This window comes from Mesorhizobium hawassense (assembly GCF_003289945.1).
GTDB lineage: Bacteria > Pseudomonadota > Alphaproteobacteria > Rhizobiales > Rhizobiaceae > Mesorhizobium > Mesorhizobium hawassense.
The window spans coordinates 227,120-243,218 of the sequence record NZ_QMBP01000008.1; the positions used below are offsets into that span (position 1 = coordinate 227,120).

Genomic DNA, 16,099 nt, shown 5'->3' on the forward strand with positions numbered 1-16,099 from the left:
CATCGCGGAGGGGCTGGCGCGGACACAAAAGTCGTTTAATTACAAAATTGCGAAAGATTCTTGCGCAAGAGCCGAGACAGCCATGCCCCTCAAAGCCGATCTCGACGCCATCGACTGGAAGATCCTGCGCGAGCTGCAGGGCGACGGACGCATGACCAATGTCGAATTGTCGAGCCGTGTCGGCATCTCGGCGCCGCCTTGCCTGCGCCGCGTTAGGCGGCTGGAAGAGGCCGGCATCATCCGCGGCTACCGCGCGCTGCTGAACGCGCCGGCGCTCGGCATGGATGTCGTCGCCTTCTGTCTGATCGGCCTGCATCACCAGGCCGATGCCGAGCTGAAAACCTTCGCCGAGCGCACGCGCGGCTGGCCGATCGTGCGCGACGCCTGGATGGTCTCGGGCGAATCCGATTTCCTGCTGCATTGCGTGGCGAGCGACCTCGGCACCTTCCAGACCTTCGTCATCGAGCAACTGGCCTCGGCGCCGAATGTCGATACCGTGCGGACGGCCTTGACCATCCGCCGGGTCAAGGATGAGGGATTGATTGCCTTTCCCGCTTAATGTGCCGGCTTCCTGGAAATCGCACGAAAAAACAACGGACTTAGGCCCAGACTTTGAATCTGTCCGCGATCAGAACGATCGTATCGCGGTGAGCAGCCCGTCAACATCGCGCGCATCGCGCAGCGGCGAAACCGCAAACCCGCCGATCGTCGAGGGTTGGCCATCGACAAGCCAGCCGCGCGTCAGGCCGGCGCGCTCGCCGGCTTCCATGTCGGCCAGCTTGTCGCCGACGATCAATGAACGTCCAAGATCGAGGCCCAGCCGTCTGGCCGCCTCGACCAGCATGCCCGGATTGGGCTTGCGCATCGGGTGGTTGGCTATTGCGAGCGGGCCGCTGCCTTTCTCGTGGTAGCCACAGGCAAGCACCATGTCGGCGACGGCATTGCTTCTGGCAAGCAGATCGAGCACACGCCCGTTCACCTTGGCGAACGCATCCCAGCCGAAATAGCCGCGCGCGATGCCGGATTGGTTGGTGACGATGACGACTGGAATGCCAGCCCGGTTGGCGGCTTCGATTGGCGGCAGCATCTGCGGCCTGAGCACAATGTCGGCCGGATCGCTGGGATAATCGGTGTCGACATTGATGGTGCCGTCGCGGTCGAGAAACAGCGCCGGCCTGCCAGTTGGAAAGCTCCTGTCGCCGACCCGCTCGACCCACAGGCCGGGCTCGGCAAGCGGCAAGCCTGCGCTCTCAGCCATTGGCGAGACGCGCTTCCACCACCTCGCACAGATGGTGGTAGAGGCACAGGTGCCCCTGCTGGATGATTGGCGTCGAGGTCGACGGCACGTTGAGCAGGATGTCGGTCAGCGGCTTGAGCTTGCCGCCGGTCTCGCCGGTCAGGCTGATCACGGTCATCCCCATCGTCCGCGCCTGCTCGGCGGCGGCAAGGATGCTCGGCGAATTGCCGCTGGTCGAGATCGCCAGCAGCACCGCGCCTTCCGAGCCATGCGCCTCGACCTGGCGCGAGAACACGGTGTCGAAGCCGTAATCGTTGCCCCAGGCGGTCAGTACCGCGGCGTTGGCCGGCAGCGCGATGACGTTGTAGGCCTTGCGCTCCTTCAGGAAGCGGCCGACCAGTTCGCCGGCGATGTGGATGGCATCGCTGGCCGAGCCGCCATTGCCGCAGATCAGCAGCGCCTTGCCTTGCGACAGCGCGGTCACGACCGTGCTCACCGCGCGTTCCATCTCGCCGGTGAGGTCGCGCTCGACCATCGCCGAGATCGCCGCCGCTGAGCGGACCAGGTAATCGTTCAAATCGGACATAAGACCCTCAGTTTGCGGCACGCAGCTTGCCGATCGTGTTCGTCGTGCTCTTGCCGGCGACGAGATCGACCAGCACCACGCGCCCGCCAGCCTTCTGCACCACATCGGCGCCGACCACGGTTTCGATCGTGTAGTCCGCGCCCTTGACCAGAATGTCCGGCAAAAGCGCCTCGATCAGCTTGAGCGGCGTGTCTTCCTCGAAGACGACGACGGCGTCGACCGAGGCGAGCGCTGCCAGCACGCAGGCGCGGTCGTGCTGGTTGTTGACTGGGCGCCCAGGCCCCTTCAGCCGGTGCACCGAGGCGTCGCTGTTGAGGCCGAGCACCAGCCGGTCGCACTGGCTGCGCGCGGCATGAAGCAGGCTGACATGGCCGGCGTGCAGGATATCGAAGCAGCCATTGGTGAAGCCGACGGTCAGCCCCTCTTCCTTCCAGGCGGCGACCATCCGGGAGGCGGCATTGAAATCGAGGATGGCGTCCTGGTGACCGGTCGGCCCATGCGAGCGGAACAGCGCGCCGGACAGCTCCTCGACGTTGAGGCGCGCGGTGCCGCGTTTTCCGACCACGACGCCGCCGGCCGCGTTGGCGATGACGGCGGCATGCACGCGGTCGGCGCCGGCGGCGAGCGACAGTGCGAAGCTCGCGATGACCGTGTCGCCCGCGCCGGAAACGTCGAACACTTCGCGCGCCTGGGTGGAGATGTGCCGGGCATCCTCGGCGGAGACCACGCTCATGCCTTTTTCGCTGCGCGTGGCGACGATGAACTCGAAATCATGCGCCGCGATCAGGTCGCGCGCCGCCGCGACGATCTCGTCGTCGCCGAACACCTTGCGCCCGACCGCCTCGCCAAGTTCCTTGCGGTTTGGCGTCACCGCTGTCGCGCCGGCATAGCGCGCATAGTCGCGGCCTTTCGGATCGACCAGCACTGGCTTGCCGGCGTCGCGGCAGATCGCGATCAGCTCACCGGCGACGCCGTCGAGCAGGATACCCTTGCCGTAGTCGGAGAGGATGACGATATCGGCGCGGCCAAGCGTTGCCTGGAAATGATCGATCAGCTTCGCCCGCTCGGCGGAACTGAGCGGCTTGATCTCTTCCTCGTCGAAACGCAGTACCTGCTGGTTGAGCGCGCTGAAGCGGCTTTTCGACGAGGTCATGCGGTCCGACCGCTGCAGCAGCCCGTCCGTATCGACACCGATCTCGCCCAGCATGCGCATCAGATTGTTGCCCGCCTGGTCGGCGCCGATTACCGAGACGGGTATGGCGGCCGCACCCAGCGAAACGATGTTGGAGACGACATTGCCGGCGCCGCCCATGTTCAACGTCTCGCCCCGCCCGTGCAGCACGGGAATCGGGGCTTCCGGCGAGATGCGCTCGATCACGCCGCTGACGAAACGGTCGAGAATGAAGTCGCCCACCACCAGCACGGTGACGTCGCCGAACCGGGCGATGGTGCGATGCAAAGGCTCGGGAGAAGGCGGATGGTGCTTGATCATCTCACTGGCGCGCGCCTGGGGGCGAATTTTGGTCGGTTTGAAACTCGGTATTTCGAGAACTCGTCATGTTCGCGATGCCGATATACCGCAATTCGGACGAGCGCAACGGCGGGCCCGGTGCGGGCTACCGCCGAAATCGGCCAGCAATCAGCTCCTCTGCAGGGCGACATGGACGCCGAGGCCGACCAGCACGGCGCCCCCCGCGCGCTGCATCAGCCGCTGCGCGCGTCCCGAGCGCCGCAACCGTGCGACCAGCACACCGGCAAGGAACACGCAGACGATGTCGGCCGACGAGAACATCAGATTGACGATGGTTCCCAAGATAACGAACTGCAGCCAGACCGGAAACGCGGCAGCGGCATCGATGAATTGCGGCAGGAACGCCATGAAGAAGATCGCCGTCTTCGGATTGAGCACCTCGACGGTGATGCTTTCGAAAAAGGCGCGATGCGCCGATTTCCGCTCGATGGCGGGCAGCGCCAAATCGCCATCCATGCGTTTGCGGAACATCGAGACGCCGAGCCAGACCAGATAGAGCGCGCCGACGAGCTTGACCGCCAGATAGAGCGGCGGCACTGCGTGGAACAGCACCGACAGGCCGGCGGCGGCGGCAAAGACATGCACATAGCCGCCGAGATGGATGCCCAATGCCGCCGTCAAGCCCGACCAGCGGCCACGCGCCATCGTCTGGGCGGCGGCGTAAAGCATGGCGGGGCCGGGGATGTAGGCGAAGATCGCCGTCGTGGCGAAAAACGCGATCAGCAATTCGGTTGACGGCATCCTGGTCCCCTCACGGTATGCCGGGTGGCGAGAGCCGACAAAAGCGGGAGCTTTGCGGCCTCACTGTGGCGAGGACCCGGCCTGCCCCGATTTGGCCAGGACGCGCGCCATGAACTTGTCATGGTCGATCACCGCGCGCTCGTGGAAACCCTCCCCGATCAGGCCGCTTTCGTCCCTGCACGACACCTTGAAACGCAGCTTTCTCCCCTCCACGGCGACGAGCTCGACATCCGCGGTGACCGTCATGCCGACGGGCGTGGCGGCGACATGACTGACGTCGACATGGGTGCCGACGGTTCTCTCATGGCTGCCAAGGAACGGACGCAACGCCTCGATGCACGCCCATTCGATGAAGCCGACCATGAAGGCGGTGGCGAAAACCGGTGGCATGTCGCCAAAACCCGCAAAGGCAGGCGTCATGGCCGGCACCGTCAGGGTGTCTTCCACCCGCAAGGTTTGAAGATGGCGAAGGCCGGGCTTTAGATCGGACGTCATGGCTACACCGGAGGCAAGAACCCACACCGACGACCCTTGCCGCGATGCTCGCGGGCAGCTTATCTCGAAAGCCGTTCCGCCGATCCATCCCTACATTCGTCGTAGCCGTGGCCGGCGAGCTTTATCGACAGCCCAGCCCACCTCCCCTATAAGGGCCGGAATCGGCAACGGAGCAAGGCTGAAAGAAGCATGATCATCGTCACGGGCGGCGCCGGCATGATCGGCTCCAACATTGTCGCCGCGCTCAACGCCGAGGGGCATGACGACATCGTCGTCGTCGACGATCTCACCGACGGCCACAAGATCGCCAACCTCGCCGACCTTCGCATCGCCGACTATCTCGACAAGGACGAATTTCTCGCCCGGCTCGAGGACGGCGCGCTAGGTCGCATCGAAGCCGTCTTCCATCAAGGCGCATGCTCGACCACCACCGAATGGAACGGCAAGTTCATGATGGAGGTGAACTACGCCTATTCGAAGCGGCTGCTGCATGCCTGCCTGGCGTTGCGCGTGCCCTTCCTCTATGCCTCGTCCGCTTCGGTCTATGGCGGCGGCAGCGAGTTCCGCGAGGAGCCAGATTTCGAGCGGCCGCTCAACGTCTATGCCTATTCGAAGAAGTTGTTCGACGACTATGTGCGCCGGAACGTCTTCGACACCGATCATTCGCAGGTGGTGGGCCTGCGTTACTTCAACGTCTACGGACCGCGCGAGGCGCACAAGGGCGCCATGGCCTCGGTCGCCTTCCATCTGTTCAACCAGGTCGAGCGCGGCGAAAACCCGAAACTGTTCGGCGCCTATGGCGACTTCGGGCCCGGCGAGCAGAGCCGCGACTTCATCCATGTCGGCGACGTGGCGGAGGTCAATCTGTGGCTGTGGAAGCGTGGTTTGAGCGGTATCTTCAACTGCGGCACGGGCCGCGCCCAGCCATTCCGCGCCATCGCCGAAACGGTGATCGACACACTTGGCAAGGGTGAAATCGAATTCATCCCCTTCCCCGATCATCTCAAGGGCAGCTACCAGAGTTTCACGCAGGCTGATATGTCCCGCTTGCGCGCGGCCGGCTACAATGGCCAATTCCGTACTGTCGAAACCGGCGTCAGGGACTATGTCGAATGGCTGAAGGCCCAACGATCCTCGTGATCGGCCCACGCTGGGTGGGCGACATGGTCATGGCGCAGTGCCTGTTTGCGGCGCTGAAGGAAAAACATCCACACGCCGCGATCGACGTGCTGGCGCCGGCCTGGGCGGCGCCCTTGGTCAAGCGCATGCCCGAGATCCGCTGCCAGATCGACTTTCCGCTGATGCCGGGAGCGCTCGAATTCCGCAGCCGCAGGCGCTTCGGCCGGCTGCTGCGCGGCCGCTACGACATGGCCTATGTGCTGCCGGGAAGCTGGAAATCGGCGCTGATCCCGTTCTTTGCCCGCATCCCGCGCCGTGTTGGCAATCTGAGGGAAATGCGTTACGGCCTTCTGACCGACATAGTGCCGCTGCCCGATGCTCTCAAACGGCGCACGGCGCGCGCCTATTTCGGCCTCGCGCGCGGCGGCACGTTTCGCGCGCCGAGACTTACCGTCGACAATACCAATCAAGCCGATTTGCTGGCGCGGTTCGGCCTGGCCGGCAAGAAATTCGTGGCGCTCATGCCCGGCGCCGAATTCGGCCCGGCAAAACGCTGGCCGAGCGATCACTATGCCGGGCTTGCCCGGGACATGATGGCCAAGGGTCTGGCCGTCGCCCTGCTCGGCTCGAAGAACGACGCCGACGTGACCAGTGAGATCGCCGCGCTTGCGCCGGGCGCCATCGACCTCGCCGGCAAGACACGGCTGGAGGACGCCATCGACCTGATCGCCGCGGCGAAGCTCGCGGTGTCGAACGACAGCGGGCTGATGCATGTCGCCGCCGCCGTCGGCACGCCGATCGTGGCCGTCTACGGTTCGACCTCGCCGGAAAACACCCCGCCGCTCAGCGAGCGCTCCGAGCTGATCTGGCTGCATCTGTCCTGCTCGCCCTGCCACAAGAAGGTTTGCCCTCTCGGGCACCTCAACTGCCTGAAGACGCTCGATGTCGCGCGCGTCTCCGCCGCTGCCGACCGCCTGCTCAAGGTTCCGGCGGCCGCATGAAAGTGCTGATCGTCAAGACGTCGTCGATGGGCGATGTCATTCACACTTTTCCGGCCATCGAGGACGCGATCCGCAATCGCCCCGATATCAGCTTCGATTGGTGCGTGGAGGAGCCGTTTGCCGGGATCGTGGCGCTGCATCCGGCGATTGGAGTGATCCGTAAGGTGGCCGTCCGGCGCTGGCGCAAGACGCTTTTCTACGGCGGCACGTGGCGTGAGATGGCGGGGCTGCGCCAAGCGCTGCGCGCCTCCCGCTACGATCTCGTCATCGACGCGCAAGGTCTGTTGAAGTCGGCCCTGGTCGCCATCCAGGCCGGCGCGCCGATCGCCGGCTTCGGTTGGGCCAGCGCCCGCGAGCCTTCCGCAACCCTGTTTTATCAGCGCAAATACGCCGTGCCGCGCGACCTGCATGCCATTGAGCGCAACAGGCGGCTGTTCGGCCTGGCGCTTGGCTATCAGCCCGACTTGTCGACGCTCGGGTCCGGCATCGTGCCGCCGACGGGCGGCCTGGCCGGCGTTGAAGGCAAAACCGCCTTCCTACTGCACGGGACCAGCCGCGACGACAAGAAATGGCCGGTTGAGGACTGGATTGAAACCGCACGCCGGCTGGCCGACCGGCACTTCACACCGGTGGTCACCTGGTCGAACGAGGCGGAAAAGAAAGTGGCGGAAGCCATTGCTGGCGCCGTGCCGAGGACGGTGCTGGTAGCAAAATCGCCGCTCGCGGATGTCGCAGCGATCCTCGGCCGCTCGACGCTCGTGATCGGTGCCGACACCGGCCTTGCCCACCTCGCCAGCGCCTTCGGCCTGCCGACGGTCGCCATCTTCCTGGCGACGGAACCGGGTCTCACCGGCCCGCGCGGACCGTTTGCATCGACCTTGCTTGCCCCAGCCGGCGGCAAGGTCACGCCGGCCGAGGTGATGGCGGAGGCCGAGCGCCTGCTGGCACTCAGGTCAAACGCGCCAGCGTGAGGACCTTTTCAGAATTCGCTCTGTCGAATAGCGTGGTTCTCGAGAACCAGCCTACGCCGGCCGTAGCCTTCATAGAGCGAAGACACTTATGAGGGCTTCGGGTCGGCGAAGGCCGGAGCGGAGCGTACTTGAAGTAGGTGAGCACCGGAAGCGCAGAAAACCACGCTAGTCGGCCGCCAGAGTACAATTATCAAAAGGTCCTCAAATGAACTGCACCTGGACGATCTCATACCCGCGGGCGCCGCCCGGGGCATTGACCTCGATGGCGTCGCCGACTTCCTTGCCGATCAGCGCACGCGCGATCGGCGAGGAGATCGAGATGCGGCCGGACTTCACGTCCGCTTCCTGGTCGCCGACGATCTGGTAGGTCTTCTTTTCCTCGGTGTCCTCGTCGACGAGCACGACGGTCGCGCCGAACTTCACCTTGTCGCCGGAAAGCTTGGAGACGTCGATGACCTCGGCGCGCGCGATCAGGTCCTCGAGCTCGTTGATGCGGCCTTCGTTGTGGCTCTGCGACTCTTTCGCCGCGTGATATTCGGCATTTTCCGACAGGTCGCCATGCGAGCGCGCCTCGGAGATCGCCTCGATGATCCGAGGACGTTCCTCCTGCTGGCGCCAGCGGAGTTCTTCCTTCAATGACGCGAACCCCTCGCCTGTCATCGGGACCTTGATCATATGCCTGGCCTTTCCTGCCGCCACCCCCGATTTCGGGAGCAGCCTTGTCGATAGGTACAAAAAGAAAACGGTCCGGCAGCCTCGGGCTAACGGAGCCGTTTCACCACAATTTCCCCGAATATAGCGATCTTGGCGCGATTTTCACGTCCAAAAATGAAGTTCGGCAAATTGATCACCGCTTTAGCGAGCCTTAGAGCAGTTCAGCATCGATAGAATCGCCGACCCGCTCTAATTTTTTGTTTTTACACAATTCCGGACGGAAAACCGCTGCGCACTTTTCCTGGAATTGCTCTGGCTGGCGGCGGACAACAAAAAGCCGGCTGCGATGGCTCGCAGCCGGCTGGACCGGTATCGGAGCCGCATCAGCTCCGCAGGAAATGATCGATCTGCTCGGACAGCATGCCGTATTCGCGCGAGCCCGTGCCGGTCCGCTTTTCGATTTCCTTGAGCTGTTCCTGGGCGCCGGCGAGATCGCCGATCTGCAGATGCGCCTCGCCGAGATATTCGCGCACCAGCGTGTAGTTCGGGTCGATGCGCAGTGCTTCCTCGTAATAGCCGAGGCCGACGGTGACGCGGCCCGAGTGGCGGTGCGAATAGCCGAGATAGTTGAGGATGCGCGGATCCTGCTTGTTGGCGGCGAGCGTCAGCACCGAGATCGCCTCGTCATAACGCCCTGCCATCGCCAGATCATGGCCGGCCTCGTAGATGCTGTCGTCATCCAGCATGCCATACTGCGGCTGTACGCATTTGTTCTTCTTCTTGTCCCAGACCTCGCCCTTCTTGCAGGTAGTGGTCGTCTGGCCACCGCTGCCACCAGCATTGCCGCCACTCTCGCCCGCCGTGAACGCAGGCGCCGTAAACAGCGGCAGCGCCGCGATAGCCATGACTTGAACAAGCAAACGTCTGCGCATCGAAGCCTCCTTGAGCGTGACAATGGCAGATTAACGCCGCCTCGGCGCGGTTTCATCCCGAAATCCGGGGGGGCTGCGTAACTATTTTCGACGATTGGCAAGGGAGCTTTACCTGCGGACGTGACGCGCGCTCTAATTCCGCTATCATCGGGCCAAGCGCATCACGTGGAGAAGGACCGTGCAGCAGCGCCTCGAAAAGGAGTGGGAACTTTCGATCGACCCGGACACCGTGCGCCTGTTCATCCTCAAGGCCAAGGCGCTGAGCGCGGCCGTCAACGAGGATTATGACGACGGCGCGGAGCACGAAGTCGAGTTCGACGGCGACAGGCATGCAAGCCACCACCATGACGGCCTTGTCGAGGAAGCCTCGGAGGACTTGACCGAGGAAGAATTCCGCGAGCTGATCAACGATCTCAACATCGACGAAGCAGCGGAACTCATCGCCCTCGCCTGGGTCGGGCGCGGCGACTATGACGCGTCCGAGTGGGCGGATGCCGTGGCCGCCGCCAGGGAGCGGCCCAGGAAGCGCACGGCCAAGTACCTGCTCGGCCTGCCGATGCTTGCCGACTGGCTGGAGGAAGGCCTTGAAGCCATCGGCGCGTAACGCGCCGGTAACCGATTGTGATCGGCAAGGCGGGTGAAGCAGGCAACCTCGCAACGCGACCGCCGTTTCGGGGCGATGGCAACGCTGAGCTTTTCACGACTTTGCAGATTGGCGCTGCCGTTGGCGGCCGCGGCCCTGCTGGCGACGCCGGCCATGGCCAAGCATCATCATCGGCATAAGAGACACCCGCCGCCGGCCAGCCAGAGCGCCGCTCCGGCACCGGAAGCGCCTGAAGCGACACCGGTTCCGGGGTCGCGGCCCCAGGATCTGGAGAACGGCGCCGAGAGGTCCGGGCAGGGCAAAGACCGCGCAAACAGCAATGACGACTTCCTCAACCAGGAGAAGTCGCACCCGAAATGGGATGCCCATCCGCCGCGTTCGAAGCGCGCTGCATCAGAGCCGCAGGCGGAATCCGAGCCGCAAACGCCGGATGTCGTGCCCACACCGCCGGAGAAGCCCACCGAACTCGAGCCCGAGCCGCCGGAAACCGCGCCGCAACCGCCGGAAAAACCCGCTCAGCCGGCGGAGGAAAAGATGCTTCCCGATCCGCGTTCCGCCGCCACGCCGGCCGACAGGATGCCGGCGGAAGAGACCGCGTGCCGTGAACGGCTGGAGGCGCTGGGCGTCGAATTCGAGGAGCACGAGGCCGAGCACGATCCCGAGATCGGCTGCTCGATCCCCTACCCGGTCGTGATGAGGACGCTCGGCAAATCCGTCGGCATCAGTCCCGGCACCGAGCTCAACTGTCAGATGGCCGAGGCAGTCGCTCGCTTCATGGCCGACACCGTCCAGCCTGCCGCAAAGGCCGAATTCGGCGCCGACCTGAAATCGATCAACCAGGCCTCGGCCTTTGTCTGCCGCCCGCGCCACGGCACACGCAAACTGTCGGAACATGCTTTCGGCAACGCGCTCGACATCGCCTCTTTCACACTGTCCGACGGCAAGAAGATCGAGATCGGCCCGACGCCGTCGGAGAAGGACGGAAAATTCCTCGATGCGGTGCGCAAGGCTGCCTGCGGGCCGTTCAAGACGGTGCTTGGTCCGGGCGCCGACCCCGACCACGCATTGCATTTCCACCTCGACCTGGAGCCGCGCCGCCATGGCGGCACTTTCTGCCAATAGGCAAAATCCTCGAAGTCTTGGCCGCCTCCCGCTCAAGAATAACGCCGCAATTCCGCCCCATGCATGAATGCCGGCGCTGATCTTTCCTTTACTGTTGACGATTAACCTTGTGCCATCGGGAGCATGATCCCAACTCGGATCAGCTCTTGGGGACAAGGATGCCTTTTAATGGCTCGAAGACTTGGCGCTATGCCGGCGGCGGCGCAATGGAGCAAGCGTGCGCGCGTCACGGCTGTCGGGCTGGTCGCGGGCGCTGCCATCGCGACGATATCGGCCTGCACGACCGGCGACGTCTTCGCGCTGCAGCCGGCCGTCGATGTCGGCAGCCAGACCGCCGCCGTGCCGCAGCCCGACGCGCCGCAATATTCCGGCATGCAGCGACTCGTTCCGTCCAATCCCTACATGACCCAGGCCGCCTATCCGCGCATGGACGAGCCGATGTCGCCGCTCGAGCAGATGCCGGCCAGCGAGATCGACTGCCGCAACGAGCTGAAGCGGATGGGCGTCCTCTATCAGGATGTCCAGCCGATCCACGAAGGCCAATGCGGCATCGATTTTCCGGTAAAGGTCTCGGCGATTGGCAGCGTCGCCATGAAGCCGGCAGCGACGCTGACCTGCAATATGGCCGCCACCTTCGCCGCCTGGACCAAGAACGAGCTGCAGCCGGCCGCCCGCTGGCGTTACTTCTCCGGCGTCAAGGCGATCCACCAGGGTTCGAGCTATTCCTGCCGCAACATCGCCGGCGAAGGCGTCCTGTCAGAACACGGCAAGGGCAACGCGCTCGACGTCATGAGCATCGAGCTCAACAATGGCGACGACATCGACGTGCGCAAGCCCGGCCTGTTCGCCTTCCGCACCCGCGGTTTCCTCAACAATGTGCGCGCCGATGGCTGCGAGTATTTCACCACGGTGCTCGGTCCGGGCTACAATTACGACCACCGCAACCATTTCCATTTCGACATCAAGAACCGCAAAAGCGGTTACCGCGCCTGCCGCTAGGGCAGTCCAAGGCGTAACGGCGGCCCTCGCCGCAGCCTTCCGTTCGGAAATTGCGATAAAACAAGAAGATAGGCGGCTCTGCCCCAAAACCGCCAACACCGCATAAAATGGTCGCGCATGGATTTGGGAGCGGTTGGTTGTGGGTGAGCGAAGCCTGAGGCGGCGCGCGGCGATCTGGCTGGCGACGGTTTGCGTCGCCTATCTGGCGCTCGCCTATTTCGCCGCGCCGGAATTCTGGACATGGCGGGAGCGCGGCTTCCGGACCCGTCCCTTCGAGATGGTGACACATACGCCGCAGGGGATTCCCGGCGACCCGATCAATGTCGGCCTCGTCGGCACAGAGAAGGAAGTCGTCCACGCCTTCGCCGTCGCCGGCTGGGACACGGCCGACGCCGTGACGCTGAGGACCGCGATCGACATCGGCGAGAGCGTGTTGTTTTCTCGCCCCTACCCCGATGCGCCGATGAGCCGCCTGCTGTTCGAGGGCCGCGCCCAGGATCTGGCCTTCGAGAAGCCGGTCGGCGACAGCGCCGACCGGCGCCATCACGTGCGCTTCTGGCAGACCGACACGGTTGGGGACGACGGCCGCCCGCTCTGGCTGGGTGCGGCGAGCTTCGATCGCGGCGTCGGCCTCAGCCATGACACCGGCGCCGTCACCCACCATATCGGCCCCGATATCGATGCGGAGCGCAATTTTCTGATCGGCGACCTGCAGGCCGCCGGTTTGCTGGCGTCGACCAGCCAGATACCGGGGATCGGCGCCACCAGGACAGGGCGCAACGGCGGCGACGACCCCTATTTCACCAACGGCATGGCTGTGATCGGGGTGTTGAAGGGCCTGCAGTGACGGCACCAGTCGCGGGCGCGTTGGCACCGAAGCTGCGTGTGGTCATCGACGCGCTTGTCGGGCATTTCTCGGCGTCGCTTTGGGATGCTGCCTGAACGGCGCGCCTGTCATCTTCCAAAAATACCGGCAGGCTATTTTCGAATGCACTGCAGCAATGCTATTGACCGCCCATGCTTTATGTTGAAATCGCCGTCGTTGCCGTCCTCATCCTGGTGAACGGCCTTTTGGCAATGTCCGAGCTTGCCATCGTTTCGTCGCGGCCGGCGCGTCTCAAGGCGATGATCGACCGCAATGTCAAGGGTGCCGGCCGTGCGCTGACGCTGGGCTCTAATCCCGGCAAGTTCCTCTCGTCGGTGCAGATCGGCATCACCCTGGTCGGCGTTCTCTCGGGCGCTTTTTCGGGCGCGACGCTCGGCGAAAGGCTGGCGCAATATCTGGCTTCGACCGGCATCCGCGAAACCATCGCCGATCCGGTCGGCGTTGGCATCGTCGTCGCCATCATCACCTATGCCTCACTGATCGTCGGCGAGCTGGTGCCGAAGCAGATCGCGCTGAAGGATCCCGAACGCGTCGCCGTCCGCGCGGCACCCGCAATGACCATCCTTGCCGCCGTTTCGGCGCCGCTCGTCTTCCTGCTCGATCTCTCTGGCCGCGCCGTTCTGTGGTTGCTCGGCCAGGCCGGCGAGGCGGAAGAGAAGGTCACCGACGAGGAGATCAAGATGCTGGTCGCCGAGGCCGAGCATCACGGCACCATCGAATCGGACGAGCGCCGCATGATTGCCGGCGTCATGCGCCTTGGCGACCGCGCCGTGCGCGCCGTCATGACCCCGCGCACCGAGGTCGACTGGCTGAACCTGCAATCCGACGAGACAGCCGTCAAAAAGCTTCTGATGGAGACCCAGCACTCCCGATTGCCCGTCGGCGACGGCAACGTCGACGCCATGGTCGGCGTCATCCAGACGCGCGACGTGCTCGCCGCCCTTCTCGCCGGCAGGGTGCTGGATCCGCGCCAGCATGTGCGCGCCGCGCCCATCGTGCACGACCAGGCCGACGCGCTCGACGTCCTGCAGAAGCTCAGGGAATCCGACGTGCCGATGGCGCTGGTCCATGACGAATACGGCCATTTCGAAGGCATCGTCACGCCGGCCGACATCCTCGAAGCCATCACCGGCGTGTTCCGCTCCGACCTCGAGGCCGGCGAGGAAGAGAACGCCGTCAAGCGCGAGGACGGCTCCTGGCTGCTCGCCGGCTACATGCAGGCCGACGAGATGGCCGAGGTGCTGGGCATCGACCTGCCCGAGAACCGCGACTACGAGACCGTCGCCGGCTATGTTCTGTCGCATCTGCATCATCTGCCGGCGACCGGCGAGTGCGTCGACGCGCAAGGCTGGCGCTTCGAGGTGGTCGACCTCGACGGCCGCCGCATCGACAAGCTCATCGCCACCCGCCTGCCCGATGGCCATCGCCCGATGGCGCGCTGAGCAGGCGGCAAAGTTCGGCCGGAGCGGTTGACGCCGCCGCCAAGCTTCGCTTTCCTCACTTAGGATTGACCGGCCAGAAGGCTTTGAAGCGCGGCAAAAGCGTCTATATCGGCAACCATGGATGCATCGAGCGAACACGCGCTGAACGACGAGCTTCTTTCGGACATCCAGCGTCTGTCCTTCGACTATTTTCTGAACGAGGCGAACCCGGCCAACGGCCTGATCGCCGACCGCAACACCGCGGCATCGCCGGCCAGCATAGCCGCCGTCGGCCTCGCTCTGTCGTCCTACCCGGTCGGCGTCGAGCGCGGTTTCATGACACGCACCGCCGCGGTCGAGCGGACGCTCGCCACCCTTCGCTTCTTCTGGAATGCGCCGCACGGACCGGAGCCCGACGCCACCGGCTACAGGGGCTTCTATTATCATTTCCTCGACATGCGGACCGGACGCCGCGTCTGGAATTGCGAGTTGTCCACCATCGATACGGCGCTTCTGCTTGCCGGTGTCCTGGCCACCGGCGCCTATTTCGACGCCGACGAAGCGACCGAGTTGGAAATCCGCCAGCTTGCCGATGCGCTCTACCGCCGTACCGACTGGCGCTGGGCGCAAGATGGCGGCGCTACCGTCACCCACGGCTGGCGGCCCGAAAAAGGCTTCCTGCGCTACCGCTGGGAAGGCTATGACGAGGCGCTGATCCTTTACATACTGGGCCTCGGTTCGCCGACCTTTCCGCTGCCGCCAGAAAGCTACGCCGCCTGGCTGTCCAGCTACAAATGGAAGAAGATCTATGGCCGGGAACAGGTCTATGCCGGTCCGCTCTTCATCCACCAGTTCTCGCATATCTGGATCGATTTTCGCGGCATTCGCGATGCCTTCATGCGCAATGTCGGCAGCGACTATTTCGAGAACAGCCGCCAGGCGACCTATCTGCACCGCCACTACGCCATCCGCAATCCGAAGGGCTTCGCCGGCTACGGCGAGAACTGCTGGGGCATCACGGCGAGCGACGGCCCGGGCCTGCAGCCGAGCCGCGCCGGCGGGCGCCGCTTCTTCACCTATCTGGCGCGCGGTGCGCCTTTCGGCCCCGATGACGGTACGCTGTCGCCCTGGGCGGCGATCACGTCGCTGCCCTTTGCGCCGGAGATCGTGCTGCCGGCGTTGCGCTACTTTCACGAGATAGACCTGCATGACGGCAATCCCTATGGCTTCACCGCAAGCTTCAACCCGACGATCGCCAACGCAGACGGCCGGCCATGCGGCTGGGTGTCGCCGGACCATATCGGCATCAACCATGGGCCGATCGCATTGATGATCGAGAATTATCGGTCGGATTTCCTGTGGCGGCTGATGCGCGGCGTGCCCGCCATAACTACGGGCCTCCGGCGGGCCGGGTTTTCAGGCGGCTGGCTGTAGGAGCGGGCGCCAGTGCGGCGAGTACATCGGCTCGCAGTTCGCAACGCTGATGCCTGAGGTGGTCGACCACTAAGGCCGCCGCATCGATAGGGGGATTGCTCCCGCCTGCCCGACAGCCGTGCAGTTAAACCAGTCTGCCAGTCTTGGACTGGATACCCGTGACCTCGCCACCTTCAAGCAGCGCCGCGCAGTCGATTAGGTCGTGAAATTGGGCGTTCGGATCGAGCGACAGCCACGAGCCGTAGGACCGGAGTCGCCTGAGCCCGGCCATCTTCTCCAACCTCGCCTGCCGCTCCTCGTCGCCCGGCAAGACCCATTTCGAACCTCTGGTCGCTGCAAGAGACTGCACAATTCCACCTCGCACGC

Annotated in this window: 18 protein-coding genes; 10 read left to right on the top strand and 8 right to left on the bottom strand. The window is 64.4% G+C overall.

The window, feature by feature from the left end; genetic code table 11:
- Window positions 1-82 precede the first annotated feature (82 nt).
- The gene (locus tag DPM33_RS18415) at window positions 83-559 is read left to right on the top strand and encodes an Lrp/AsnC family transcriptional regulator (RefSeq protein WP_112098862.1); all 477 of its coding nucleotides are present in this window, start codon (window positions 83-85) and stop codon (window positions 557-559) included.
- Between the two features lie 69 nt (window positions 560-628).
- On the opposite strand, the gene DPM33_RS18420 is transcribed toward DPM33_RS18415, so the two are convergent.
- The 5 genes from DPM33_RS18420 to DPM33_RS18440 all read right to left on the bottom strand — a co-directional run bounded on the left by DPM33_RS18420 (window position 629) and on the right by DPM33_RS18440 (window position 4,590).
- Window positions 629-1,258: a D-glycero-alpha-D-manno-heptose-1,7-bisphosphate 7-phosphatase gene (locus tag DPM33_RS18420; protein WP_112098863.1), complete on the bottom strand. Its 630-nt coding sequence runs from the start codon at window positions 1,256-1,258 to the stop codon at window positions 629-631.
- Window positions 1,251-1,823: a D-sedoheptulose-7-phosphate isomerase gene (locus DPM33_RS18425; protein ID WP_112098864.1), complete on the bottom strand. Its 573-nt coding sequence runs from the start codon at window positions 1,821-1,823 to the stop codon at window positions 1,251-1,253. Before DPM33_RS18425 ends, DPM33_RS18420 begins: the two co-directional genes overlap by 8 nt.
- A gap of 7 nt (window positions 1,824-1,830) precedes the next feature.
- Entirely contained in the window at window positions 1,831-3,315 is a 1,485-nt protein-coding gene (gene rfaE1 / locus DPM33_RS18430) for a D-glycero-beta-D-manno-heptose-7-phosphate kinase (RefSeq protein ID WP_112098865.1), read from the bottom strand.
- Between the two features lie 147 nt (window positions 3,316-3,462).
- Window positions 3,463-4,095 (bottom strand): LysE family translocator, encoded by a 633-nt coding sequence (locus DPM33_RS18435; protein ID WP_112098866.1) that lies wholly within the window; start codon window positions 4,093-4,095, stop codon window positions 3,463-3,465.
- A gap of 60 nt (window positions 4,096-4,155) precedes the next feature.
- On the bottom strand, window positions 4,156-4,590 hold the full coding sequence (locus DPM33_RS18440; protein ID WP_112098867.1) for a thioesterase family protein: 435 nt from the start codon (window positions 4,588-4,590) through the stop codon (window positions 4,156-4,158).
- Window positions 4,591-4,779: 189 nt separating this feature from the next.
- On the opposite strand from DPM33_RS18440, the gene rfaD reads away from it, so the two are divergent.
- From rfaD to waaC, 3 genes are read left to right on the top strand one after another with little or no spacing between them, the layout of a single operon-like run.
- Window positions 4,780-5,730: an ADP-glyceromanno-heptose 6-epimerase gene (rfaD, locus tag DPM33_RS18445; RefSeq protein WP_112098868.1), complete on the top strand. Its 951-nt coding sequence runs from the start codon at window positions 4,780-4,782 to the stop codon at window positions 5,728-5,730.
- A complete protein-coding gene (gene waaF, locus DPM33_RS18450) occupies window positions 5,703-6,710 on the top strand; it encodes a lipopolysaccharide heptosyltransferase II (RefSeq protein ID WP_112098934.1) in 1,008 nt (335 codons plus the stop codon). The genes rfaD and waaF overlap by 28 nt, the downstream gene beginning before the upstream one ends.
- Window positions 6,707-7,681: a lipopolysaccharide heptosyltransferase I gene (waaC, locus tag DPM33_RS18455; protein WP_112098869.1), complete on the top strand. Its 975-nt coding sequence runs from the start codon at window positions 6,707-6,709 to the stop codon at window positions 7,679-7,681. Before waaF ends, waaC begins: the two co-directional genes overlap by 4 nt.
- Before the next feature lie 201 nt (window positions 7,682-7,882).
- Here waaC and greA read toward each other — a convergent pair whose 3' ends face one another.
- Complete coding sequence (greA, locus tag DPM33_RS18460; protein WP_027168132.1) at window positions 7,883-8,356, bottom strand: transcription elongation factor GreA; 474 nt, start codon at window positions 8,354-8,356, stop codon at window positions 7,883-7,885.
- 362 nt (window positions 8,357-8,718) lie between these two features.
- Window positions 8,719-9,267, bottom strand: a complete 549-nt coding sequence (locus tag DPM33_RS18465; protein WP_112098870.1) for a tetratricopeptide repeat protein — start codon at window positions 9,265-9,267, stop codon at window positions 8,719-8,721.
- A 178-nt stretch (window positions 9,268-9,445) separates the two neighbouring features.
- On the opposite strand from DPM33_RS18465, the gene DPM33_RS18470 reads away from it, so the two are divergent.
- From DPM33_RS18470 to DPM33_RS18495, 6 genes are all read left to right on the top strand, one after another.
- The gene (locus DPM33_RS18470; protein ID WP_112098871.1) at window positions 9,446-9,871 is read left to right on the top strand and encodes a DUF3775 domain-containing protein; all 426 of its coding nucleotides are present in this window, start codon (window positions 9,446-9,448) and stop codon (window positions 9,869-9,871) included.
- Between the two features lie 75 nt (window positions 9,872-9,946).
- Window positions 9,947-10,993, top strand: coding sequence for an extensin-like domain-containing protein (locus DPM33_RS18475; RefSeq protein WP_112098935.1), 1,047 nt, complete (start codon window positions 9,947-9,949; stop codon window positions 10,991-10,993).
- Between the two features lie 168 nt (window positions 10,994-11,161).
- On the top strand, window positions 11,162-11,992 hold the full coding sequence (locus DPM33_RS18480; protein ID WP_112098872.1) for an extensin-like domain-containing protein: 831 nt from the start codon (window positions 11,162-11,164) through the stop codon (window positions 11,990-11,992).
- 139 nt (window positions 11,993-12,131) lie between these two features.
- The gene (locus DPM33_RS18485) at window positions 12,132-12,839 is read left to right on the top strand and encodes an LssY C-terminal domain-containing protein (protein WP_112098873.1); all 708 of its coding nucleotides are present in this window, start codon (window positions 12,132-12,134) and stop codon (window positions 12,837-12,839) included.
- Window positions 12,840-13,009: 170 nt separating this feature from the next.
- Entirely contained in the window at window positions 13,010-14,320 is a 1,311-nt protein-coding gene (locus tag DPM33_RS18490) for a hemolysin family protein (protein ID WP_112098874.1), read from the top strand.
- Between the two features lie 117 nt (window positions 14,321-14,437).
- Window positions 14,438-15,733, top strand: coding sequence for a glucoamylase family protein (locus DPM33_RS18495; protein ID WP_112098875.1), 1,296 nt, complete (start codon window positions 14,438-14,440; stop codon window positions 15,731-15,733).
- A 124-nt stretch (window positions 15,734-15,857) separates the two neighbouring features.
- On the opposite strand, the gene DPM33_RS18500 is transcribed toward DPM33_RS18495, so the two are convergent.
- The gene (locus DPM33_RS18500; RefSeq protein WP_167449130.1) at window positions 15,858-16,082 is read right to left on the bottom strand and encodes a hypothetical protein; all 225 of its coding nucleotides are present in this window, start codon (window positions 16,080-16,082) and stop codon (window positions 15,858-15,860) included.
- Between the last annotated feature and the right edge of the window lie 17 nt (window positions 16,083-16,099).